Here is a 23,192-nt window from a genome sequence, read left to right as displayed (position 1 = left end):
AACCCGGCACCTCCGAAACGCCGCCCCGAAAAACGATCGAGCCCACCGGCGCAACCGCCGACGGGCTCTTCTGAAATCTGCGTTCGCGAAACCGCGAAACTACTTCGCCTTCTGGGCGTCCTTCAGCTCGGCGGCGCGCTCTTCCAGGTTGAAGAACGGGCTCATCCGGCGGACCTTCGCCGCGATCACTTCCTTGTCCGCATGGCTGGTGGCCTTTGCGTACCGGGCGGTGAACTTCTTCAACTGAACTTTGCGCTTCCGGCTGCGAGCAAGCTCGCGATCGCGTTCGATACGGGGCATAGCTGAATTCTTGTCCGAAACCGATGAATGGAGAACTGGCTGAGACTAACGCAGCTTCTTATGGCAAGTCTTGCAACGAATGCGGAAGCCAACCAGCTTCCCGCACTTCTCGCACCGCCGAGCCTTGCGAGCCTTCACCAACTTTGTACGCGGCCGAAGAACCATAACTGACCTCAACTCACACGAAAAACCGGCCCGTGCAGCGGGTCCGGTGGAACGGGGAAGTTTAACGGCTGCCCGGCCGACCTGCAAGCAACTCGCCCGCGTCGTTTTGCCGGCGGAGCTCGCTCGCGGGAAGTTGGCGATCAGTCACCCCGGACAGGAACTCCAAGATCTAGCCAGGGAACGACTTCCGACGAAGCGAGCTGCAGCGAAAGCCACGCCACGCGGGGCAACTGGCCGGCAATTCCCGGAAAGTACGGATCGATCAGTTCCGACTGGCTGGCAGCCGTCAGCCGCTGACCCAGCGGGGCAAGGGGGACCTTCACGAGGACCAGTTCCTCGGCGGGCCAGCGCAGCGCAGTCCACGCCGCCAGAGAATCGCTGGTGACGTCCCAGTTGTGGGGCGGCGCGTCGTCCAGCCCCGCTTCTTCCCTCCGGAGAAACGGTTCGGGATCAAGGATGGCCCGCTGTCCGTCTCGCCAGGCCGCATGCGCCTCGTCGCGGTCGGCGACCAGACGTGTCCTCGGCAAAACGGCCGCCCAGAAGCGGGCTGTCAGTCCGAGAGCCGCGATCGCCAGCCAGTGAGAAGTCTCTTCCGTCAGCCCGTGGTCCAGATGCCACTTCCGGACAAGATCGGCCGCCGGCCCGCCCCCAGGAAAGAGCAGGCAGTCGCGAGAATCCATCGTCGACAGCCACCGACGGACGCGGTCGATGCCGCCGGGAAATGTCAGCCCGCTCCCGCCGAGTTTGATGATCGTCGTTGGCATCGGCGCGCTCAGATGGCGACGTCAGGTCGCAAATCACGCCCGTCGGCGAACTCAGGGCGTGCCCCCAATCACTCTTTCCATCGCCGCCGAATCCGGCATCCACGACTCACCCGTCTCTGAGTCGGCAGCGTCGCCGCCCCCGGCGGCTCGGCAGAAGTGCCGCCCGTGGCGATCAGTCGATAATCTTATTGATTGCGTATTCGACGATGCCGCAGGCGCCGGCGATTTTGAGTTTCGGGATAATCGTGCGGACCTGGGCTTCGTCGAGGATGGTGTTGACGTCGACCCAGTCGGGATCGGACAGTCCCGAGACCGTTGGCTTCTGCAGGGCGGGAAGAGTCGCCAGGACGGCCTGCAGGTCTTTCCGGTGGACGTTCATCATCAGGCCGACCTTGCCTTCGGCGGCGAGGCACGAGCGGAGCATCAGCGAGATGTTCTCCAGTTTGGCTCGCTTGGCTTCGCTCTTCCAGGAGTCCTGATTCGCAATGAAGCGAGTCGTGCTCTGCAGGACTTCTTCGACGATCCGGAGGTCATTGGCCCGCAGCGAGCTGCCGGTCTCGGTGACTTCCACGATGGCGTCGGCCAGCCGCGGCGGTTTGACTTCCGTAGCGCCCCAGGAGAACTCGACCGTGGCGTTGACGCCGTGTTTCGCGAGATAGCGCTTCGTCAGACCGACCGCTTCGGTCGCGATCCGTTTCCCTTCAAGATCCTTGACGGACTTGACCGGGGAGTCGTTGGGGACGCAGAGGACCCAGCGGACCGGCCGCCGGCTGACCTTGGAGAAGACCATCTCGCAGATTTCGTGGACGTCGGCTTCGGATTCCAGGACCCAGTCGTGCCCGGTGATCCCGGCGTCCAGGATCCCCTGTTCGACATAGCGGGCCATTTCCTGGGCGCGGATCAGCAGGCACTCGATTTCGGGGTCGTCGATTTCGGGGTAGTACGACCGCGACGGGAACTTGATCGTGTACCCCGCCTTCTTGAACAGCTCCGCGGTCGCTTCCTGCAGACTGCCGGCGGGAATTCCCAGCTTGATCAACTTGTCGCTCATTCGAATGTGGTCCGTGGTCAGTAGTCTGTGGTCAGTGGCCGGAACCGTGACCCGGGTGTCTTTCCCTTGTCTGGCTCTCGACTCTCGTCTCTCGACACTCGGCTATTTCTTGTAAACCGCCTTGGGATCGAAGACCCGGTCCCCTTGCACGGTGACGGCGCCGGATTGAGGGTCGATCTGGCGGAAGAAGCAGCTTCGATATCCTTCGTGGCAGGCGGCGCCGCCGATCTGGTGGACTTTGACCAGCAGCGTGTCGGCGTCGCAGTCGAAGTAAATCGCCTTCAGTTCCTGGACGTTGCCGCTTTCTTCACCCTTGCGCCAGAGCTTCTGTCGACTTCGGCTGAAGTAGACGACGCGTCCGGTCCGGAGCGTCTCTTCGTACGCTTCGCGATTCATGTAGGCGAGCATTAGGACATCGCCGTTACCGGCGTCCTGGGCGATCACAGGGATCAGGTCACACTTTGAAAAGTCAGGTCCGTCAGCCACGCGTCCGTCCGGTCTTTAAGCCATTGGTGGGGGAGTTCTGGTTTCCGGTTCCCGGACACGTCAACGATGCCAATGGCTCGCGGCCGGGCCGGAAAAGCCCTCAGAATACCGTGCCCCGGCTGCGCTCGCCAACCGACGCGTACCAACGGCACCTGTTTGAGGCGGCTTTCCGTCAAAGCGTCCGGTTCGTCTCGAAAATCTTGCCCGACGCGCAGGCGCTGCGTACAAACTCGTACAGCCGGACTTCACAAAATGAGCTAACCTGCACTTGTGGCTCAGGTTCGTGCGAGGTAGCCTGGAAGATATCAACGAACGCCTGCGCGTGAGAGGGCTCTCCGCGGACCAGGGACAGGGACGCTATCATGAGGTTGTGGCGACTGCTGGCTGTGATAATCGCGGGAATTCTCGCGGGCTCTGCGTCTGAAACGCTTGCCGGTGACGAACTTGGTTCGTGGGAAGACATTCGAGTCTCTCCCGTCGAAGTTCGCGTCTATCCGATTCTGGACCTGGTAACGGCCCCCGGCACCCACCAGCGGGTGGTGATCGCGGACGGCGGATCGTCAGGGCGGGTTGCGATGGCTCGTCCGGATGCCAGTCCGGTTCTGGAGGATCTCCGCAAGTCCACGGATCGTCGCTACTGGTCCGAGCATGGCGGTCCGGGAGTCGTGCAGTTTCATGAAGACACCTTTTCTTTGATCGTAACGACGTCTTCTGACGGCCATGCCGCAGTTGCCGGCAGCCTCGCGGCTCAACGCCAGCGGCGTCCGCCGAGCGTGCGGGTCTCTGTCCGTCGGTTTGGAGGCTTAGGAAGTACGCTACCCGAGGCCCTGAAGCTGCTGCTGGACCCGACGGGGAGCGGTCGGCTGCTGCCGGAGCAGGTTGAGCGGCTCCAGAGTTTGCTCCGCGATCAAACCTTCGCCATTGAAGAAACGGCGCCGCCGATGGTTCTGGTGGACCGCAGCGCCGGGGAAGTTCATTGGGAGCGGACAACGGCTCATCCGATGTCGGTCGGGGTCGCGGTGGGTGTTTCCCCGGATCGTCGGCAACTCACCGTTCCGGTGGAAGTTGGCGGAAATGCCCAGCGGATGGCCAGCCAGCTCCCGCAACCGGAGTGGGTCAACGCTCCGCTGGCTGACGGGGGAGCGTGGCTGCTGGACCTGAACCGGCCGGGTCGCGAACCGCGACTCCCGATGTTAGTCCTTGTTCAGACACAGGTTGTGGCGGATCAGCAGAGCCTGGCGCAGTCGCTCAACACGACGATCATTCCTCCCCCGCCTCCCGCCGATGCCTTTCCCGGCGCTGACGAATAGTGCTTTGTCACAACCAGGATTTCGGGAAGAGGGACTCGCGAACAGGGAGTCGAGAATCGCCAGTATGTGCCGAGCAGCGATTTTCTCTGCGCCATTCCCGATTCGCTCAGTTGATGACCCTGATCTTCCGGTGTGACAGAGCGCCAGGCGTCGGATTGCCGCCCGGCGCTGCATTCCGTCGAAAATCCATCGCCGCCGAACGGGATCTCCACGCAGAATCCCATTTCCAAGTCGGCAGCGGGGCCGCCCCCGGCGGCCGGTCTGGGTTGACACAAGTTGTGAATTGGTCGATATTTCGCGGGGTTTGGCCCCTGCGAAACATTGCGCTGTGGGTGAACCTGTAAAGGGCGGTTGGGCTCTGCTCGAGCACCCTCCCCGCAATGGTGAAGTAGCTACGATGTCCGACTGGCAGCAGTACGCCCGTACCCTGGGCGACAAGGCACGATGCGCAGCGCGAGTCCTCGCGACCGTAACCGGTGCGCAGAAGCGGGTATGGCTGGAGCATGCGGCCGACCAGCTCGTTGTTCGCGCCGGCGAGATTGTGGCGGAGAACTCCAAGGATCTAGCGCGCGCTCCCGAGTACGGCTTGTCGTCGGCCGCCGTTGACCGATTGACACTGAGTCGACCGCGCGTGGAAGGGATGGCTGCCGCGCTCCGCGAAGTTCTGCTCCTGCCGGATCCCGTCGGACAGGTGCTCGATGGCGAGATTCGCCCGAACGGACTGTCGGTCTCTCGCATCCGTGTCCCGCTGGGGGTGGTGTTCTTCATTTACGAGAGCCGGCCCAACGTCACTGTTGATGCCGCGGCGTTGTGCGTGAAGAGCGGCAATGCCGTCATCCTGCGCGGAGGCAAAGAAGCCCTGCACAGCAATCTGGCGCTGTACCGCGTGTTGAGCGACTCGCTTGCAGCGGTCGGACTGCCGGCTGACGCCGTGCAACTCGTCAATACGGCCGATCGCGAAGTTGTCGGCGAACTGCTGAAATTGAGCGACAAAATCGACGTGACGATTCCCCGCGGCGGCAAGTCGCTGATTGAACGCGTCGCCGCGGAAGCCCGGATGCCGGTGATTAAACACTTCGACGGCGTGTGCCACGTTTACGTCGACGCATCCGCCGATGTCGAGATGGCCGTCGGAATTCTCCGCAATTCCAAGTGCCAGCGTCCCGGCGTCTGCAACGCCGCGGAGTGCGTCCTGGTGCACCGCGAGATCGCGGATCGCTTCTGGGCCGTTGCCGGGCCGATGTTGAAGGGAGAGAACGTCGAAGTCCGCGGTTGCCCGGAAACCGTCCGTCGGTTTCCGTCGGCTCGAGCGGCGACCGAGGCCGACTATCGGACCGAGTACCTGGATCTGGTTCTCTCTGCCAAGGTTGTGGACAGTCTTGAGGCCGCAATGCAGCACATTGAGGAATATGGCTCGCATCATACCGAGTCGATCGTCACCAATTCTCAGTCGGCGACAGAGCGCTTCCTTGCGGCGGTCGATTCTGCGGCAGTCATCGTCAACGCAAGCACACGGTTCAATGACGGAGGCGAATTGGGTCTCGGGGCGGAGATCGGGATCAGTACGGATAAGTTTCACGCCCGCGGACCGTGCGGTCTGCGGGAGCTGACGAGCTATAAATGGATCGTACGCGGCAGCGGTCAGGTGCGGGAATAGCGACCGCAGTCAATCGCGTGACAGGAGACCCCAGGGATGGGCGACGTCCTGAGTCAGTCCGAAGTCGAGTCGCTGCTGGCAGCGCTTGATCCTCATACCTCGCAGGGACCCTCTGCGAAGCCGCAGCGTCGCGTCGATTCCAATATCCAGCTCAGCCTTTACGATTTCAAACGTCCGGAACGTGTCAGCAAGGAGCAGATGCGGGCCTTTCAGGCCCTGCACGAAGGATTCAGTCGCGAGTTCGGCGCGGCTCTCAGCGGCATGCTGCGCGCCATCGTCGAAGTCAAACTGATCAGCGTCGACCAGCTCACGTACAGCGAGTTCGTGTTCAGCCTGGAAAACCCGACCTGCTTCAATCTGCTGCAGGCGGACGAACTCGACGGCCATCTGATCCTCGATCTCAACCCCTCGATCATTTTTCCGATCATCGACCGGTTGCTGGGGGGCGGAAAGCAGTCCGCCAGTTACGACTTTCCAAACCGACCGCTGACGGAAATCGAGCTGCAGCTCGTTTCGCGGATCACCACGCTCGCCATTCAGGGACTGGAGAACGCCTGGGCGAACGTGGCGAAATTGAAGCTCCGCGTCAGCCAGGTCGAAAGTAATCCGCAGCTCGTGCAGATCGTTCCGCCGAACGAAGTCGTCGTCCTCGTCAGCTTTGAAATCAGCATGGGCGAGTCTCGCGGGATCATGAATCTCTGCATTCCGTTCAATACGATCGAGCCTCTGTCGGGCAAGCTGTCGACCGATTCCTGGTCGGCCTATACCCGTAAGCAGCTCGACCCTCGCCAGAAACTGAATCTCGAAACCGGCCTGGCCCGCGCCGCCGTGCGGCTCGTCATCCACCTCGCGGGAACAAAGATCTCGACGGGAGAACTTGCAGGTCTGGAAATCGGCGACGTCATCATGACGGAGACCGGCGCGAATTCGGCCGCGCAGATTCTCGTCGAAGGGACGCCGATGTTTGAGGCGTTTCCCGGCGTGCTCAAAGGCCACAAGGCGGTCCGGGTCGGTCAGCAGCTCATGAAGCCCCGCGAACTGATCGAGCGGCAGCTTGGAGTGGCGGCGCCCGTGACGCCGCCAAAGAAGTAGCCAATTTGAAAGCAGCGAGGGGCAGTCCTGTCGGCCGCTTTTCGAGGGGTCAGTCGATCGGCGGCTGCGTTCGCTTCGGAGGAAGCGTCCGGACGAGCCGGATGGCCTTTTCGACCCACTCGGCGAGTTCTTCGTCGTTGTCGAGAGCGCCGATCTCGATCATGACCCAGCCTTTCATGGGGCGTCCCGTGATATCGAAAGGCTTGATCCCCGCGACCTTTAAGGCGTCCTCGGCCTGGTGGACCCCCAGGCGGACAACCAGATACTCCTTCCAGACGCCGACGCCGACGTGGCCGTTCAAGAGGAAGGCTGCGCCGCCGAACATGGATTTCTCGACAATCCCCCGGCGGGGGGCGACGAGCGTTCGAACTCGTGCGGCGAGGGCCACGTTGTAGGCCATTTGACTTCCTTCAACAGAATGGCGGGCTGGCAGCAACTTGATTCTAGCGGGTTGAACCCTCCACGCGAACCGGATCGAGGCGATTTGTTCACGGCCCTCGGGTTCGTCGGAAATGTTTTTGGGAAAAGGAGTTGTAGGCTCTTCGGGGTCTGCCTTGCCGCGACGATTTTCATCTGAACCGGGTCGAAGGCCGGGGCCGTTGCGGCGGTCTTCCGAGGGAGATTGAGAATCTTGGGTGAACTGGTGGAAACCCCGGTGCCGATTCTTGTTGCGTCCGGTCTCCTCGGGGGCTAGACTTGACGCGCTGGATGGGATATCCGGGTGAAATCGATACCGATTCGTCGGGGCGATCCTTCATCGAAGGCGGGCGGTCATCAGTCGCTGGACTCCGTTCGCATACGAAAAGGTGCTTGTAATGGAATCTGAGAAAATTCTGGCTGCTGAACCTGCCGCGAGTCCGAGTCCGGCTCCCGTGGACGGTGCTCGGCGGACGTCGCGTCGGCAGGAAATCCGAGCAGCGCTGCTGGCGGTGCCCGCGGTACTGACGCTGACCCGCACCGCAAGTGCTACTGATGACCCGAGCTGTGGCACTGGCTCTGTCTGTTCGGCGTAGCGACAGAGTGACTTTCGGCACGCCAATTGAATTGGTTGCCTCTAAATGAGTTTGCGGTCCCTTGATGGAGATGAGTTGCTCTGGCATACGTGGGGCGACTCATCCTCTTGGGTGGTTTATCACGTGCCGTCTCAACAGACTCACGTCATGGATGAGTTGTCGGCATTCGTTCTCCGTTCAATTGTGGATGGAAGCACGTCTGCCGAGCAGATCGCTGGGCAAATTGTTGGAGAATTCGGTCTGACGGCTTGCGACGCACGCGCCGCCGTTGGTTATCTTACCAACGTCGTGGTCAGGTTTTCCGAAGCCGGACTCATTTCGGGATGGTCCGCGTGATTGTCAGAGACTTGACGTCAGCGGAACTGACGGACCGTCTCGGAACAACGGGACTGGCAATCAGAACTGGGCCCTTCGTTTCTCGCATTCGAAGTGATATTCCCCATGTTGCCCGCGGAATTGCTGACCTGTACAGCGACTTTCCGGTCATCGATTCGCTGTTCACCGACTTCGAGTTGAACGTCGTCGGACCGCGCGGAATTCGTTCTTGGGTCGCTCCTCGCGCTTACGTGTTGCTCCGCGGTCAAGTACGCCCGGTTCTACCCGCATTTGAACCATACAAAGCCTCAGTCTTTCTCGAATGGGGACTGAATCATGCAATTTACTCTCAGGTCAATTCCTATTTGATCTTGCACGCCGCAGTGCTTGAGCGGGCTGGCAGAGCAGTCGTGCTCCTCGGAGTGTCCGGCTCCGGAAAGAGTACTCTGTGCGCCGCGCTTGCCGTTTCAGGATGGCGACTGCTGACCGATGAATTGGCGCTGATCGACCTGAAGTCGACGTCGATCATTCCCATCGCTCGGCCGATTAGCCTGAAGAACGAGTCGATCGACGTGATTCGCCAAATGTCAGCGAATTCGGAATTCGGTCCCCGCGTCGTGACCCGACGAAAGGGACTGGTTTGTTGCATGCGGCCTCCCTCCACCAGCGTCATTCAAATGGACCAATCAGCGGATCCGGCCCTGCTCGTCTTTATCAGGCACGATTCGAATGTCGACCTTGCGATCAAGGAGGTATCGCGAGCGGCAGCGTTCCCGGATCTCGTCAAGAGCTCGTTCAATTATGAGAAGCTCGGGGCGAAGGGATTTCGAACTCTCTGCCGAGTGATGGATCGGGTCGAGTGTCGTCAACTAGTCTACGGTGACCTTCCCGCAGCGATTAAGTATTTTGAAGAGTCGATTGACCTCCTTCGTCCGGCCGGACACGATTTTGTGTGCAGGACCTCTCTGCCGCATTACAGATCAACTTGAAAAATGACGGTCACCGCGGTCAACAAGTCGATGGACGAAACGGTCGCTGCAACGCTCGCTTGGTCCGGCGGGCCATCGCCCGAGCTGGGCTGCGATCTGATTCTCCGTATGCTCCATCACCCGGAGTGCCTCCAGACTCTCTCGATCGAAGAATGGGGGCGACTAATCCCGATCGCAAAGGTTCTCGGACTTTGGCCCCGAATCTGCGTGCTCGTACGAGATCAGAAGCTTGAGACGAACGTCCCGGAACCGGTTCACCAGCACCTGCAATCCGCAATTACTGCCGCCGATGCTAATGAGGCTGTGATCCGCTGGGAAATCACTCGCCTCCAGGAGGCATTGGCCGAGGTGAGCGATCCGGTCGTCGTGTTGAAAGGCGCTGCATTTCTCCTATTGGGATTTCAGTTCGCCAGGGGAAGGCAGTTTGGAGATGTTGATATCCTCGTCCCTGAATCGGGATTGGCTGCCGTTGAAACGGCACTCCGCCGTCGTGGATGGGTTTCCAACGAAAAGAGGCCGCTGGATCGGCTGTACTATCGACGCTGGCTGCATGAAATTGCACCGATGTGGCATGTCAATCGGCAAGTGCCGCTCGATGTCCACTTTTCGATCATTCGTTCGAAGGATCGTGTCAGTTTCGATCCGCGACCTTTGTTTTTCGATGCGGTTTCTATAGCGGAGTCCCCTCTCAAGGTTCTCCATCCGACTGACATGTTCCTTCATGCGACAGCGAATCTGTTTCGAACCGGCGAGTTTGATCACTTGCTCCGAGATCTCTGGGACCTGCGGGAACTCGTTGTTCACTTGGAACGAGAACCGGGTTTCTGGGACCGAACGGTGAATCGTGCCGTCTCGTTGAATCTGCGTCGGGAGTGCTTCCTTGCCGTTCGTTACCTCAACGTGATTTGCGGCCTTGCTGCACCAGAAACGGTGAAGAACGCCACTTCCGGTTGGGGACCCAGCTCGTTGTCTCTATCGTTCTATGATGCCTTGGTGCGACGATGTTTATTCCCACAAACACTTAGTCGAATTGATCATGGCCGCAATCTGGCTTTGACGATTCGAGAATGGTGGCCTCCACCCCGTCTGCGCACTGTCTTCTCGTATCTCTTCTGGCGCAAACGCCTGCCGACGTTTCCATTCGACGGTGGTCCCCACAAGCCCCATGCCGATCCTGACGATGAGCTGCGCAGACGGAATCTCCCGTACTGAGTCTTCTCAGACCTGTGAGATGAGCTGCGGTCGTCTAGACTGATCCGCTGAGTTCCCTCCTTTTGTCGAAGGCTTTGTGCGTGTCCCGCATCGTCCTCGCAATGTCTGGTGGCGTCGACAGTTCCGCCGCCGCGGTCCTCCTCAAGGAGCAGGGCTGCGACGTGATCGGACTCTTCATGCGCTCCGGCGCCACCGACGACTACGCCTGCCACACCGGAATCGGACCGGCGTTGCCGATCGTCACCGCCAAGGCCAATAAGCAGGGCTGCTGCAGCGCCTCCGACGCGGCGGACGCCCGCCGGGTGGCCGATCTGCTCGACATCCCCTTTCACTCGCTGAACTTCGAGAATGCATTCGGGCGGATCAAGGACTACTTTGCTGACGAGTATCTGGCCGGCCGGACGCCGAACCCTTGCGTGATGTGTAACAACTGGCTGAAGTTCGGCAAGCTGTGGGATTTCGCCCGCCAGGTCGGAGCGGATGCGATCGCCACAGGGCACTATGCCCGGCTCAGAGACATCGGCGAAGACCAGCCCGCCCTCGTGAGGGGGCTCGACCCGGGCAAGGACCAGTCGTACGTGCTGGCGGGGATTTCTCGTGACCTGCTGGGACGAATTCAATTCCCGGTGGGGAACTACACCAAGCCGGAAATTCGCGAACTGGCCGCCCGGGCCGGACTGCGCGTGGCGACCAAGCCGGACAGCCAGGAAATCTGCTTCGTGCCGGACAATGACTACGCGGGTTTCCTCCGGCGACACCGGGGGGAATTCGAGACCGCCGGCGAGTTCGTCGATCCCGCCGGGCGAGTTCTCGGGCGGCACGCGGGCTATGAGCATTTCACGATCGGGCAGCGGCGCGGGCTGGGGATCACGTTCGGCGAACCACGCTTTGTCATCCGGATAGATGCCGAATCAAAGCGAGTCGTGCTTGGAACGAAAGAAGATCTGGCGTGCGAGTCGCTGGTGGCCGACCGGGTCAACTGGCTCGCACCGGACCTGCCTGAGCCGATGCGCTGTCTCGCGCAGATTCGCTATCAACACACGGCGGCGCCCTGCACTGTAACCCGCGAAGACGCCGAGCGGGTGCGCGTGACGTTTGACGAGCGGCAATCAGGCGTTGCGCCCGGTCAGGCGGTCGTGTTCTATGCTCACGATCGCGTTCTGGGCGGCGGCTGGATCGCTGCCAGCGGAGACGCAGGAAGATCTCTCGCAGTGACGCCGCGGGAAGAGGCGTTCGCCGAGAAAACCGAGAGTCCTTAAGAGCGCTGCCCTGACGCCAACTCTGTACTTGCGCCGCCGTTCCCGGCTGGCACTGTCTGCCTTCAGCCGCCAGTGCATTCCTGCTGGTCGCCGCTACTCCTCGTAGAGCCGGATTCGGATCTGGCCGTCGCTCGTGATGCTGCCGCGATAGAGCCCTTCGGAGTTGTAGGCGGTGGCGAAATTCCCTTGGGGATCGAGGCAGATCGAGGCCCCTTCGCCGCCGGCGTCTTTGAGCTGTCGGTTGATGACGTCTTCGGCGGCGTCTTTGATGCTCGCCCCGCGGTACTTCACCTGGGCGACGATTTCGTGAGAGACGGCGTAGCGGATGAAGAATTCGCCGTGTCCCGTGCAGGAGATTGCCCCCGCCGCGTTGTCGGCGTAGGTCCCGGCGCCGATGATCGGGGAATCCCCGACGCGACCGGCCATCTTGTTGGTCATGCCGCCGGTCGATGTGCCGGCGGCGAGGTTTCCGTGCGCGTCGAGCGCCACGGCGCCGACGGTGCCGTACTCGGATTTCTTCGGCGGCAATGCCGGCAGTTCGCCGGTGCGGGTTTTCGCATCCGCTTCCTTCTTCCAGATGTCGCGAATGGAGTTCCAGCGCTCTTCGGTCCAGAAGTAGGAGGGATCGACGATTTCGAGCCCCTGTTGCGTGGCAAAGATCTCGGCGCCGCGGCCGACGAACAGCACGTGTTTCGACTTCTCCATGACCGCGCGGGCGGCGGTGATCGGGTTCTTGACAATGGTGACACCCGCGACGGCGCCGGCCTTCTTCGTCCGACCGTCCATGATGCTGGCGTCGAGCTCATTGCGGCCCTCGTGCGTGAAAACGGCTCCCTTGCCGGCGTTGAGCAGCGGCGAGTCTTCCATCACACGAATGGCGGTTTCGACGGCGTCGAGGCTCACGCCGCCGGATTGGAGGCGTGCGCGCCCCGCCTGGAGAGCTTCCGTCAGGAGGGCGCGGAGTTGCCGGTCGAGTTCGGGCGTCATGTCTTTCTTGTCGGCGCCGGTGCCGCCGTGAATGCCGAGGACCACGTGCGGGACGACATCGTCGCCTGCGTGAATCGAATCTGCCGCCAGCGCCGTCACAATCAGGCCTCCCCAGAGCCAGGCAATTTGCATGATGGTTGTCCCGTGCGGGTGTCCGGTTCAGAACGGCGGAAAGTATAGCGGAGGGAAGGGTGGCTGGTGATGAGTGGCGAGCGACCCGCGCGGAAAAGCCGTTGGAGGGACTCGGTGCGTGCGAATTCGGGAGACGAACGGATCGAAGATTGCTGGTCGCTGGATCTGACCCTATAATCCCAGCCGACTCTTAAAATCAGGCATGCGGCAGGATTCGGTGTCAAATTCGTCGCGGATCTTCGTCCTTGGTGCACGGGCGGATGCGGACCATCCCGTGCTGCGGCAACTGCGGGACCAGTTTGAGCTGGTCACCGCGGGCGCGGCTGAAGGTCCGTTGATGCCCGGCGTGGCGAACGACTTCGCCGCCGTCTGCGTCGTTGGTGATCGGCTCGACGCGGCGCCCCTGTGGCCTGTCCTGGAATCCCTGCTGCGACAGTTGCCCGAAGGAGTCGCGGCGCTCGATTCCACCTTTTGCGTCCGCTGGTGCAACGACCAGTTCGCAGGAATGATCGGGCGCGAGGGAGTCCTGGGAAGGGGATTTCTGGAGATCCTCGGGGACGCCGAGATCCTCGGCCCCGACTTCGCCCCGCTGCAGACGGCGCTCGGTGCCGGCGAGGCGGCCCGGACGACGGTGCGGGTGAGCGAGAAGACGTATTTCGAGCTGCATGCGGCGCCGGTGTTTTTTCGGCGGGCCGGCGACGCGGAGCTGATCGTCGTCACCGTGCGGGATATTTCTGAAGATGTGCTGCACCGGCAAAAGCTGAATGCCATTCATCAGGCGGGAATGGAATTGGGCGATCTGTCGCCGGAAGACATTCTGGAGATGTCCGTCGACGACCGCGTCGAATTGCTCAAGCAGAAGATCGTGCAGTTTACGAATGAAGTGCTTGAGTTTGAGACGGTGGAAGTTCGCCTGCTGGACCGGCACACGAAACAGCTCGAGCCGCTGCTGAACGTCGGCATGACCGACGAGGCGGCCCACCGCAAGCTCAAGGGTGAGCCGACGGGCAACGGCGTCACGGGGTTCGTTGCGGCGACCGGGAAGAGCTATCTCTGCGACGACACCAGCCGGGATCCGCTGTACTTGCCCGGCGCTCCGAACGCGCGGAGCTCGATGACGGTGCCGCTGGTGCTGCACGACGAAGTGATGGGGACGTTCAACGTCGAGAGCGCCCAGCCGGGAGCGTTCAGCGAGGAAGACCTGCAGTTTCTGGAACTGTTCTCGCGCGACGTGGCGATCGCGCTCAATACGCTCGAACTGCTGGCCGCGGAAAAAGTCTCGACGGCGACCGAGAGCACGACGCTGATTCTTCGGGAAGTCGCCCGCCCGATGGACGAGATTCTCAACGACACGACCTGGATTCTCGACCGCTATATCGGCCACGATCCTGCCGTCGCGGAACGGCTGCAGCGGATCCTGAAGCACACCCGCGGCATTCGCCAGCTCATTCACAAGGTGGGAGAAAACATCTCCCCCCGCATGCAGAAAGCGATCTCGGCCGGGCCGCAGCGGACGAAGCTGCGCAACAAGCGGATTCTCGTCGTCGACAGCGACGAGACCGTCCGCCTGGCCGCTCACGAGCATCTGGGACGCTTCGGCTGCGAGGTGGAGACCGCTCACAACGGCGAAGAAGCCCTGCTGATGGTCCGCACGTTCCACTACGACGCCGTGATTGTGGATATTCGCCTGCCCGACATGACCGGCTTCGACTGCTTTACCAGACTGCGGGAAGTCAGCGAACATCTGCCGGTGATTTTCATGACCGGCTTCGGGTACGACCCGCATCACTCGATCGTCAAGGCCCGCCAGGCGGGGCTCAAATCGGTCCTCTACAAGCCGTTCCGGCTCGACCAGTTGCTCAAGGAAGTCGAAGCGACGGTCGGCGGCCCGGACGAACCCGGCGGCAAATCTCAGGGCTGAATCTGCAGCGACCGCGCCTCGCGGGCTCTGCCGGAACGTCGCCGACGTCCGATCGGCGGCTGCTGAGGAATTGTTCCAGGCCCCCGCGTCGCGTATGCTTTTTCTGTCGGAACAGATGTCGAGGGGACCGCTGCATGGGTGATGTCGTGATCAAGACCCGCGAGAACGGGCCTCTGCTGGTGACGGGCGACTTCACGCTGATCGATCAACATGGGCAAAAGTTCGACCTCGGCGGGCAGCCGAATGTCGCCCTCTGTCGCTGCGGCGGGTCGCGGAAGCGTCCGTTCTGTGACGGTTCCCACCGGTATAACGGCTTTCAGGCCGGGGAGCTGGCGAATCAGCCGCCGACGGAATCTGCTCCGCCGGCCTGACAACTTGAGACTTTTCGGGCCACGATCCGACGACTCTGCGATGGGATGATGGAATGACGCGACAGATTCTGGCGGTGGTTTTGCTGGGCGGGCTGGGGAGCGTGGCAGCGGCCCAGCCCGCCGATCCTGCGGCGGTCGTCGCCGAGTTGAAACCGCAGATCGCCGAGCAGCTCAAGCGACTGCAGGATCGACTGGAGAGCCTGTCGGCGTCTCAGGCTGACGATCCGCAGGCCCTGGCCGAAGTCTCCGTTTATGCCAAGGCCGCCGACTGGCTGTTGCGGCACAACGAATTTCATAAGCCGGATTACGCCAAGTGGGCGCTGACGGCGCTCGAAACCGGCCTCAAGCGGGCGGACCTGCTCGCCGAAGGCAAACAGCCCTGGCGGACAGGCGCCGGTTCGCGGATTCTGGCTTACGTTTCCCGGGTCGACGGTTCGGTTCAGCCATTTGCGGTCACCCTGCCGGCGGAGTTCGATCAGTCGCCCGGCAAGCGCTGGCCGGTGCATCTCGTTCTGCATGGGCGAGGGGATACGCTCAACGAGGTCTCTTTCATCCGACAGCACGACGGCAAGCCGCTCAAGGAACAACCCGCCTGGATTCAGCTCGACGTCTTCGGTCGGACGAACAACGCTTACCGCTGGAGCGGCGAGACCGATGTGTTCGAGGCGCTGCACGCGCTGAGCCGGCTGTATCGGATCGATGATCGCCGGGTGACGCTCTGGGGCTTCTCGATGGGGGGCGCGGGGGCGTGGCACCTGGGGCTGCAGCATCCCGACCGCTGGTCCTCCGTCGGGGCGGGGGCGGGATTTGTGGACACGGTCAAGTACCTGAATTTGAAGGAGCCTCTGTCTCCGCTGCACCAGAAACTGGTGCGGATTTACGATGCCGTCGACTACGCGGCGAATGCCTTCGACGTGCCGATCATCGGGTACGGCGGTGAGCTGGACAAGCAATTGCTGGCTGCGAAGACGATGACCGACCTGGGCAAAGCCGCCGGTGCGCCGATCCCGCTGCTGATCGGACCGGGAGTCGAGCACAAGTGGCATCCGGACAGTCTGAAGGAGTTCATGGCTTTTCACGCCGAACATACGGCGAAGGGCAAGCCGAAGTTTCCGGAACCGTTCGAACTCAAATTCGTGACTTATACTCCGCGGTACAATTCCTGCTTCTGGGCGACTCTGGAGGAGCAGATCGAGCCGTATGCAGAAACTCGGATTGAAGGAAAGCTGGACGGTCAGGACGACAAGCTGAAGGTCGCGACGCGAAACGTGGCGGCGTTCCAGATCGACCGGAACGTGGCGGAGACGATTGCGATCGACGGGAATCCGCCGACGGCGTTGCGCACCGCCGCCGAAGGACTGCTTCCAGGCGTGGTCTTCGTGCATGAAGGCGATCGCTGGCGGGCGCTCGATCACCGGTCGTCGATCAAGTTCTTCGAGAACGGCGATCGGCGAAAGCGGCACGGTCTGCAGGGGCCGATCGACGACGCCTTCATGGACTCCTTCGTCTGCGTCAAGCCGACGGGGACCGCCTGGCACGGCGAGCACGCCGCCTATGCGGAGTGGTCGCTGGAACGGTTCGAGCACGAGTACGATAAGTGGCTGCGCGCCCGGCTGCCGGTCGTTAACGACACGCAGTTGACGCCGGAGCAGATTGTTGAAAACCACCTGGTCCTGTTCGGGGACCCGGGCTCCAACGCGGTGCTGGCGAAAGTGATCGACCGGCTGCCGATCCGGTGGACGAAGACCGAGCTCGTCGTCGCGGGAAAAACCTATGACCCGCAGACGCACGCAGTCGTGCTGGTTTTTCCGAATCCGCTGAACCCGCACAAATACGTGGTGATCAACTCGGGACACACGTTCCACGAGACGGAGTTCAGGGCGAGCAACGCCACGCTGTACCCTCGGCTGGGGGACATTGCGGTGCTGAAGTTTTCCCGTCAGTCCAGCGGCGCGTATGCGGAGGAAGCCGCCTGGGCCGATGTGTTTGATGCGGGCTGGAATCTGACGGAGTAGCGCAGGCGATCCGCGGGCCTGCGACGATCAGGATCGTCAGTATCACTCGGAGTCCAACATGCAGGAACTCAGACGAATGCAAACCTCGAGCGGGCGGTTGCTGCTGGCCGCCGGCGTCATGTTTGGTCTGATGACCGCCCAGCCGGCGTGGGCGCAGGGCTCGCGGACGAAAGCCGCACCGCGGGGCAAGGCGGCCGAGACGGCTGACGGACCGCAGACCTGCACGTCGAAGAATTTCGTCGTCCACACGGACCTGACGAAGGAAGAGGCCGAAGATCTGCTGGTCCGCCTGGAGACGATGCTGGTCCTGATCTCCAAGTACTGGGGCCGGCCGAATTCGCAGCTCGTCGAGATGTACGTCGTGAAAGATCTCAAGAAGTGGCCGCCGGGCTCGCTCGACCCGCGCGGCCTGGAGAGTATTGAAACGGGAGGGGGCGTCACACTGGGGCAGACGCTGGAGAACCGGGCGACGGGCGAGGCGCTGGCGGCAAAGGCAGTTGTCTACGCGGTCGCCGATCATGGGACGCCGCAGCACGAAGCGGTTCACGCATACTGTCAGCTCAACTTCGGGCGGACCGGTCCGGTCTGGTATTCGGAGGGAATGGCTGAGATGGGGCAATACTGGAAGGACAAGGACAGTGCGGTCAACTGCCACGAGGTGGTCGTCAAGTATCTGAAGTCCGAAGAGCCCAAGACGCTCCGGGAACTGGTCTCGCCCAACCAGACGACCGGGGATAGCTGGCAGAACTATGCGTGGCGGTGGGCGCTGTGTCATCTGCTGGCCAACAACACGAATTATGCTCCGCGTTTCCGTCCGCTGGGGCTGGCTCTGCTGGCGAACAAGCGGACCAGCTTCGAAGACGTCTACGGCCCGATGGCCGAGGAGATCAGCTTCGAGTATCTGTTCTTCCTGGAACACTTCGACCGGGGCTACCGCGCCGACCTGTGCAGTTGGGACTGGAAGACAAAGTTCACCGCGGTGCGCGGGAATGCCAGCGCCGTCTGCAAAATCGACGCCAACCAGGGCTGGCAGGCGTCGCGTCTGCTGGCCAAAGAGGGCGAGACCTACAGTTACACGGCGACGGGCGAATGGAAGCTCGGCAAGGATGGCGAGCCGCAGACGGCCGCCGGTGATTCCGAAGGCCGGGGCGTGCTCGAAGGAATTTACTTCGAAGACTACAAGCTGTCGGAGCCGTTTTCGCTGGGCGACAGCGGCGAATTCACAGCGACTCAGGACGGCAAGCTGTTTCTGCGGTGCAAAGACGCCTGGCACGAGCTCGGCGACAATTCGGGCGAGATGGCCGTGAGAATCAAGAAGGCGAAGTGAGGCAGGGAAGAAGCGAATCGCCAAATCACCGGCATCGATTCTGAAACAGTCCGTCTGTTCGTCTTGTCCCCTCTCCCGCTGTCTTCAGTGGGAGAGGGCCAGGGTGAGCGTCTTCGAAGATGTCAAAGTGCCAGCCACGGAGAAAGGACGGCGTGCCTCACAATCGTGGCCGGTGATTTAGGAGAAGGCTGATCGCTGATCGCCAGAGAAGAATGCCCTGTACCCCGGCCTCCTGAGCCCCACCAGGGGCGAACTACTGTAGCCCAGTGGCGTAAGCCCCGGGCGCGACCTGCAGATCGCGGGGACAAATCCCCCCCGACCCCGCCAATGACAACGGGGAGCCATGCTGGCTCCCCGTCGCGTTCATTCGTCGAGTCGGCTAACGGTGCTCAGACCGTGGCGAACTGCGGCTTGAAGTTGTCGCTCCCCAGACCGGCTGCCTTGCGGAGATCGGCGGCCTTGCTGACCGCTTCCCAGGTGAAGTCGGCGTCGCTGCGGCCGAAGTGGCCGCCGCTGGCGGTCTTCTGATAGATCGGCCGGCGGAGCTGGAGCGATTCGATAATCCCCAGCGGATTCAGCCGGAAGTGCTCGCGGACGAGGGCCACGATCTTCTCTTCGGGAACCACTGCCGTGCCGTTGGTTTCGACATGGACGCTGACCGGCTCCGCGACGCCGATGGCGTAGGCGAGCTGGACTTCACATTCGCTGGCCAGGCCCGCGGCGACGATGTTCTTGGCCACGTGGCGGGCCATGTAAGCGGCCGAGCGGTCGACCTTCGTGGGGTCCTTTCCGCTGAAGGCGCCGCCGCCGTGCCGGCCCCAGCCGCCATACGTGTCGACGATGATCTTGCGGCCGGTCAGGCCCGTGTCGCCGTGCGGCCCGCCGACGACGAAGCGGCCGGTCGGATTGATGTGGTACTTGGTGTTTTTGGAGAGCAGATGTCCCGGGACGGACTTATTGATGACTTCGCTGGTGACGAAATCCGAAATCTGCTGCTGCGTCGCCTTCTCGCTGTGCTGCGTCGAGAGGACGATCGCGGAGATGCCGACGGCGCGGTTCTGGTCGTCGTACTCGACGGTGACCTGGCTCTTGCTGTCCGGACGGAGCCAGTCGACCTCGCCCTTCTGGCGGGCTTCGGTGATCCGGTTGATGATGCGATGCGCCAGGGCGATCGGCAGCGGCATGTACTCTTCGGTCTGGTTGCATGCGTAGCCGAACATCAGTCCCTGGTCGCCGGCGCCGTCGCGGTCGACGCCCATGGCGATGTCCGGGCTCTGGCTGTGCAGTTTGACAAGGACTTCGCAGGTATCGGCGTTGAAGCCGATGTCGTCGCTGGTGTAGCCGACTTCGCGGCAGACCTTGCGGGCGATTGCGGTGTAGTCGACCTGGGCCTTGGTGGTGATTTCTCCGGCGAGGCACAGGAAATCTGTGGTGCAGAGCGTTTCACAGGCCACGCGGGAGCGGGGATCCTGCGCCAGCAGGGCATCGAGAATGCCGTCGGACACCTGATCGGACAATTTGTCCGGGTGGCCCATGCTCACGGATTCACTGGTGAAGAAATAGTTCGACATGCTGACGTCGGCTCCCAACCCGGCGGCCGCCCTGACGGCGCCTCGCTGCCCCAAACTCAACCCGGACTCGCTGCCGGAAAGCCTGAATTGTAGGGTGCCGGGGAACGTCTCACAACTGACTGGCTGCGGTGCAAAAAAGACAAGCGGCCGGGGGGTGAGTCCGGCCGCCTGTCACGCAGAGAGATCGCGAGTGTTCGAGTTTCCGCAGGCGTCCGGGCGTCAAACCGGCTGCGAGCCTGCAGGAACCTGGAGATCGCTGGTACCACGAAGCAGTTTCTGCGCCCGAGCGTCAGCCATTGAACCGAAAGACTTCGAGATTGTTGTTCGCAACGCCGTAAGCCGCTATCTCAGAATAGTTTACAGGTTGATCGAGTCGCTCGATACGACCGAAAGCGTACTCCGGGCGGCCCTTCGCGGAGTTTCCGGGTGGCAACGGCGGTGCTCGCTTTGTGGCGGATCGGCAACAGACTTGCGGGCTTGCAGCAGTGGCGCGGGGCTTTGAGGCCCGTTGGGATTTTCAGGCGGGGAACTGGTAGTTTTCATCGATTGACGAGGCTATGGACGGGCGTACGATAGATCCGCGGTCCTGAATCGATTCGATCCGTCGCCATTGCCGGAACTTTTGGATCTGATATGGCAGAGACTACGACTTACGGCGAGCTGATCCCGACGGGGGGAGGCGATCCCATTCCGTTATTGAAAACCCGGCTCCTGGTCGGTCGACGCAGTCGCTGCGATATTGTGCTCGACTACCCGAATGTTTCATCGCAGCACAGCGAGCTGGAACTGATCAACGGGTACTGGCACGTTCGCGACCTCGGGAGCCAGAACGGCACGAAGGTCAACGGCGACCGGGTCGCCGAACGGTTCCTGAAGCCCGGCGACGAGCTGGCGTTCGCCAAGTACCGTTTCGAAGTCAGCTACACGCCCGACCCGTCGGCCCCGCCTCCGCCGATTGAAGACAATCCGTTCGAACATTCGCTGATGGAGAAAGCGGGGCTCGAACGACGACGGCCCGATCGTCCGAAAACCGCGCCCGTCGCACCCAAGCCGCTGCCGAAAAAGCCGTCTCATCTGAAAGACGACGACGACAAGGCGCTGGAGTGGCTCAGCGGGGAGTAGGAGAATCGTTGAGCGTTGAGGGTTCAGCGTCGAGGAGAACTCAGTTCGCGTTCTTTGTCGACGCTCATCGCTCGACCCTCAACGATCTCACTTCCGGAACTCGTTGAAGTGCAGGTACTCCCAGTGCCGGTAGATCGGTGACTGGGTGACGAGCGCGGATTGAGGGCCGACGGCGGCCACCTGGCCGCGATCGAGGACGATGACTTCATCGACACGCTTGAGGGTCGAGAGCCGGGAAGGAAGGAAAATCACCGTTCGTCCCGGCAGCAGCCGCTCGTAGGTATCGGAGAGCCACGCTTTGGCGTCTTCGTCGAGCGACTGCTGAGGCTCTTCGACGATGAGGACCGCCGGGTTGCGGAGGATTGCGCGGGCCAGGCTGAGTCGGAACGCCTGACCCGCATCGAGATCGCCTGTCGCTCCCCCGAGGACTGTTTCATAACCGTTGGGCAGTCGAACGATGAAGTTGTGGGCGTGCGCGGTCTTGGCGGCGTCAGTGGCCTGCTGGAGCGTGATCTCGGGATTCCCGGCCCGCAGGTTGTCGAAAACCGTGCCGTAGAACGGAGCGTCTCCACCGGTCACATAAAGCGTTTCCGCACGAAGCGATTCGAGCGTCGCCCAGGCGATGTCTTCGCCGTCGTACAGGACTCGCCCCTGCTGGGGTTCGATGAAGCGGGGAAGCAGGCTGGCCAGGGCGCGCGCTTCCAGCGGATCGATGGAAACGAAGGCGTAGGATTTGCCCGCGATCAGTCGCAGGTCGACGCGGTCGAGCAGCTTGTGCTTGTCGGCGTCCGCATAATGGACGTTGTCAAAGTGGAGCGTCCGGGACAGCGGCTGGAGGAACTTGGCGCCGACCGCCTGGCCGACGGAGGGAGTCTGATCGAGATTCCGGTAGATCGCGGTCGCGGCAACAGCGATCTGGCTGCGGATCTCCGGGAGCTGCCACAGGGCATCGACTGCGCGCAATCCGAGGGCCACCGCCGCGAGGAAGACCGCTGCGCCGCCAACGGACAGTTCGTCGGGGTTTACCAGACCGCGGGCGACGAGCAGAAACAGCAGGAACAGGATCAGGGCCGTTCCGATGAGGGGCGCGACCAGACCGACCCAGAGGGTGTTGTCTTCGGTGCGTACAGCGCGGCGGAAATTCTCCGCGTACCGGTGCAGGTGCCCTTCGAACTGCGCCTGCTCGGTCTGTTCGAGCGAGTAGGCGCGGACGAGCCGGGAGTTGGTCAGCGATTCGCTGAGGATGCGGACTTCGGACAGGGAGCGATCTTCGGCGAGCTGCCGGTCATGAGCCGCACGGGCTCGGAATCGCTGAACGAGGTAGTAGAGCATGCCGAGAGGCACGATCCACTGCAGCGTCAGCCAGAGGTCGACGCCGATCGCCACCAGCAGGACCGCGATGAGCTCGACCGGATAGCGGACGCTGCGGGTAATCCAGTCGAAGAGCCCCTGTTGAACGACGTTCGTCTGAACCGTAAAGAGGCGGGCGGCTTCCGCTCCGCCATTCCCGCTGAGATCTTCCGGGCCGAGCCTGAGCGACTGCCGATGGAGGCTCTTGCGGATGCGGGTGGTGACCGCCAGCGCCGTCCGGCGGCTGAGCATTCGAAGCCGGGAGAGGCAGAAAACCCGCAGCAGATACCAGCCGGCGCCGACCGCCAGCAGGAAAATCAGGGCCGAGCCGTTGCTGCGAACGGCGGGCGTCCGGCGGAATCCGAGGCAGATCAACCTTCCCCAGCCCTTGTCGTGGACGCGCCACAGGCTGGGAAGTATGCCCTGATCGTCGAATGTGTAGACCGTGCGCGGTGGAGGCTGATCTGGCGGCAGGGAGCCCTCGTCGCCGTCCTTTGCCGGGCCTTCCGCCGGATTGGCTGGAAGGGGATCGGCGGCGGCAACGGGGTCCGGGAGATCGAGACCCGTCAGTTGTTCGAATTCCAGCGATTCATCCGGGGTCAATGACACCGAGAGCCGGCCGCGCTCCGCCATCAGGCTGACCAGCAGTCCGGCATGGACGAGCAGCATCGCCAGGCTGATCGAGGCGACGATGGCATAGGCCAGTGCGACGGCCGCCGTACCGCGGAAGAGATCGCGATTGGCGAATGTGCGGCTGAAGGCGTTGGGGGTGGACACGATGGA

Annotated in this window: 19 protein-coding genes; 11 read left to right on the top strand and 8 right to left on the bottom strand. The window is 62.2% G+C overall.

Annotated features, from left to right (window positions below; genetic code table 11):
• Nucleotides 1-99 precede the first annotated feature (99 nt).
• The 4 genes from SH412_RS20360 to hisI all read right to left on the bottom strand — a co-directional run bounded on the left by SH412_RS20360 (nt 100) and on the right by hisI (nt 2,766).
• The gene (locus SH412_RS20360) at nt 100-300 is read right to left on the bottom strand and encodes a DUF6800 family protein (protein WP_336519856.1); all 201 of its coding nucleotides are present in this window, start codon (nt 298-300) and stop codon (nt 100-102) included.
• A 305-nt stretch (nt 301-605) separates the two neighbouring features.
• Nucleotides 606-1,229, bottom strand: a complete 624-nt coding sequence (locus tag SH412_RS20355; RefSeq protein ID WP_336519855.1) for an amino acid kinase family protein — start codon at nt 1,227-1,229, stop codon at nt 606-608.
• A 172-nt stretch (nt 1,230-1,401) separates the two neighbouring features.
• Entirely contained in the window at nt 1,402-2,280 is an 879-nt protein-coding gene (gene hisG, locus SH412_RS20350) for an ATP phosphoribosyltransferase (RefSeq protein WP_336519854.1), read from the bottom strand.
• Between the two features lie 102 nt (nt 2,281-2,382).
• Nucleotides 2,383-2,766: a phosphoribosyl-AMP cyclohydrolase gene (gene hisI, locus SH412_RS20345; protein ID WP_336519853.1), complete on the bottom strand. Its 384-nt coding sequence runs from the start codon at nt 2,764-2,766 to the stop codon at nt 2,383-2,385.
• Nucleotides 2,767-3,128: 362 nt separating this feature from the next.
• Between hisI and SH412_RS20340 the strand changes: the two genes are divergently transcribed.
• The 3 genes from SH412_RS20340 (at nt 3,129) to fliM (ending at nt 6,825) form a co-directional block, all read left to right on the top strand.
• A complete protein-coding gene (locus tag SH412_RS20340) occupies nt 3,129-4,076 on the top strand; it encodes a hypothetical protein (RefSeq protein WP_336519852.1) in 948 nt (315 codons plus the stop codon).
• Between the two features lie 397 nt (nt 4,077-4,473).
• Nucleotides 4,474-5,733, top strand: a complete 1,260-nt coding sequence (locus tag SH412_RS20335) for a glutamate-5-semialdehyde dehydrogenase (RefSeq protein ID WP_336519851.1) — start codon at nt 4,474-4,476, stop codon at nt 5,731-5,733.
• A 36-nt stretch (nt 5,734-5,769) separates the two neighbouring features.
• The gene (gene fliM / locus SH412_RS20330; protein ID WP_336519850.1) at nt 5,770-6,825 is read left to right on the top strand and encodes a flagellar motor switch protein FliM; all 1,056 of its coding nucleotides are present in this window, start codon (nt 5,770-5,772) and stop codon (nt 6,823-6,825) included.
• A 49-nt stretch (nt 6,826-6,874) separates the two neighbouring features.
• On the opposite strand, the gene SH412_RS20325 is transcribed toward fliM, so the two are convergent.
• On the bottom strand, nt 6,875-7,225 hold the full coding sequence (locus SH412_RS20325) for a TfoX/Sxy family protein (RefSeq protein WP_336519849.1): 351 nt from the start codon (nt 7,223-7,225) through the stop codon (nt 6,875-6,877).
• 936 nt (nt 7,226-8,161) lie between these two features.
• Here SH412_RS20325 and SH412_RS20320 point away from each other — a divergent pair.
• The 3 genes from SH412_RS20320 to mnmA all read left to right on the top strand — a co-directional run bounded on the left by SH412_RS20320 (nt 8,162) and on the right by mnmA (nt 11,613).
• Nucleotides 8,162-9,142, top strand: a complete 981-nt coding sequence (locus tag SH412_RS20320; protein WP_336519848.1) for an HprK-related kinase A — start codon at nt 8,162-8,164, stop codon at nt 9,140-9,142.
• 3 nt (nt 9,143-9,145) lie between these two features.
• Nucleotides 9,146-10,354: a nucleotidyltransferase domain-containing protein gene (locus SH412_RS20315; protein ID WP_336519847.1), complete on the top strand. Its 1,209-nt coding sequence runs from the start codon at nt 9,146-9,148 to the stop codon at nt 10,352-10,354.
• A gap of 80 nt (nt 10,355-10,434) precedes the next feature.
• Nucleotides 10,435-11,613, top strand: a complete 1,179-nt coding sequence (gene mnmA / locus SH412_RS20310; RefSeq protein ID WP_336519846.1) for a tRNA 2-thiouridine(34) synthase MnmA — start codon at nt 10,435-10,437, stop codon at nt 11,611-11,613.
• 93 nt (nt 11,614-11,706) lie between these two features.
• Here mnmA and SH412_RS20305 read toward each other — a convergent pair whose 3' ends face one another.
• Nucleotides 11,707-12,732 (bottom strand): isoaspartyl peptidase/L-asparaginase family protein, encoded by a 1,026-nt coding sequence (locus tag SH412_RS20305; protein ID WP_336519845.1) that lies wholly within the window; start codon nt 12,730-12,732, stop codon nt 11,707-11,709.
• Nucleotides 12,733-12,949: 217 nt separating this feature from the next.
• Between SH412_RS20305 and SH412_RS20300 the strand changes: the two genes are divergently transcribed.
• The 4 genes from SH412_RS20300 (at nt 12,950) to SH412_RS20285 (ending at nt 18,366) form a co-directional block, all read left to right on the top strand.
• Nucleotides 12,950-14,653 (top strand): hybrid sensor histidine kinase/response regulator, encoded by a 1,704-nt coding sequence (locus SH412_RS20300; RefSeq protein WP_336519844.1) that lies wholly within the window; start codon nt 12,950-12,952, stop codon nt 14,651-14,653.
• Nucleotides 14,654-14,787: 134 nt separating this feature from the next.
• The gene (locus tag SH412_RS20295) at nt 14,788-15,024 is read left to right on the top strand and encodes a CDGSH iron-sulfur domain-containing protein (RefSeq protein ID WP_336519843.1); all 237 of its coding nucleotides are present in this window, start codon (nt 14,788-14,790) and stop codon (nt 15,022-15,024) included.
• Nucleotides 15,025-15,077: 53 nt separating this feature from the next.
• The gene (locus SH412_RS20290) at nt 15,078-17,039 is read left to right on the top strand and encodes an alpha/beta hydrolase-fold protein (RefSeq protein WP_336519842.1); all 1,962 of its coding nucleotides are present in this window, start codon (nt 15,078-15,080) and stop codon (nt 17,037-17,039) included.
• 76 nt (nt 17,040-17,115) lie between these two features.
• Nucleotides 17,116-18,366, top strand: a complete 1,251-nt coding sequence (locus SH412_RS20285) for a hypothetical protein (protein WP_336519841.1) — start codon at nt 17,116-17,118, stop codon at nt 18,364-18,366.
• Nucleotides 18,367-18,755: 389 nt separating this feature from the next.
• On the opposite strand, the gene metK is transcribed toward SH412_RS20285, so the two are convergent.
• Nucleotides 18,756-19,937 carry a methionine adenosyltransferase gene (metK, locus tag SH412_RS20280; protein ID WP_336519840.1) on the bottom strand — a complete coding sequence of 394 codons (1,182 nt, stop codon included), beginning with the start codon at nt 19,935-19,937 and terminating at the stop codon, nt 18,756-18,758.
• A gap of 633 nt (nt 19,938-20,570) precedes the next feature.
• Here metK and SH412_RS20275 point away from each other — a divergent pair.
• On the top strand, nt 20,571-21,059 hold the full coding sequence (locus tag SH412_RS20275) for an FHA domain-containing protein (RefSeq protein ID WP_336519839.1): 489 nt from the start codon (nt 20,571-20,573) through the stop codon (nt 21,057-21,059).
• Between the two features lie 87 nt (nt 21,060-21,146).
• Here the strand turns inward: SH412_RS20275 and SH412_RS20270 are convergent, their stop codons facing one another.
• Nucleotides 21,147-23,186 carry an ABC transporter transmembrane domain-containing protein gene (locus SH412_RS20270; RefSeq protein WP_336519838.1) on the bottom strand — a complete coding sequence of 680 codons (2,040 nt, stop codon included), beginning with the start codon at nt 23,184-23,186 and terminating at the stop codon, nt 21,147-21,149.
• Nucleotides 23,187-23,192: the final 6 nt, after the last annotated feature.

Origin of the sequence: Planctellipticum variicoloris, from assembly GCF_030622045.1 — a bacterium.
Taxonomy (GTDB): Bacteria; Planctomycetota; Planctomycetia; order Planctomycetales; family Planctomycetaceae; genus Planctellipticum; species Planctellipticum variicoloris.
Note: the sequence above shows the minus strand (reverse complement) of the source record. Positions and strands in the feature narration are given on the sequence as shown.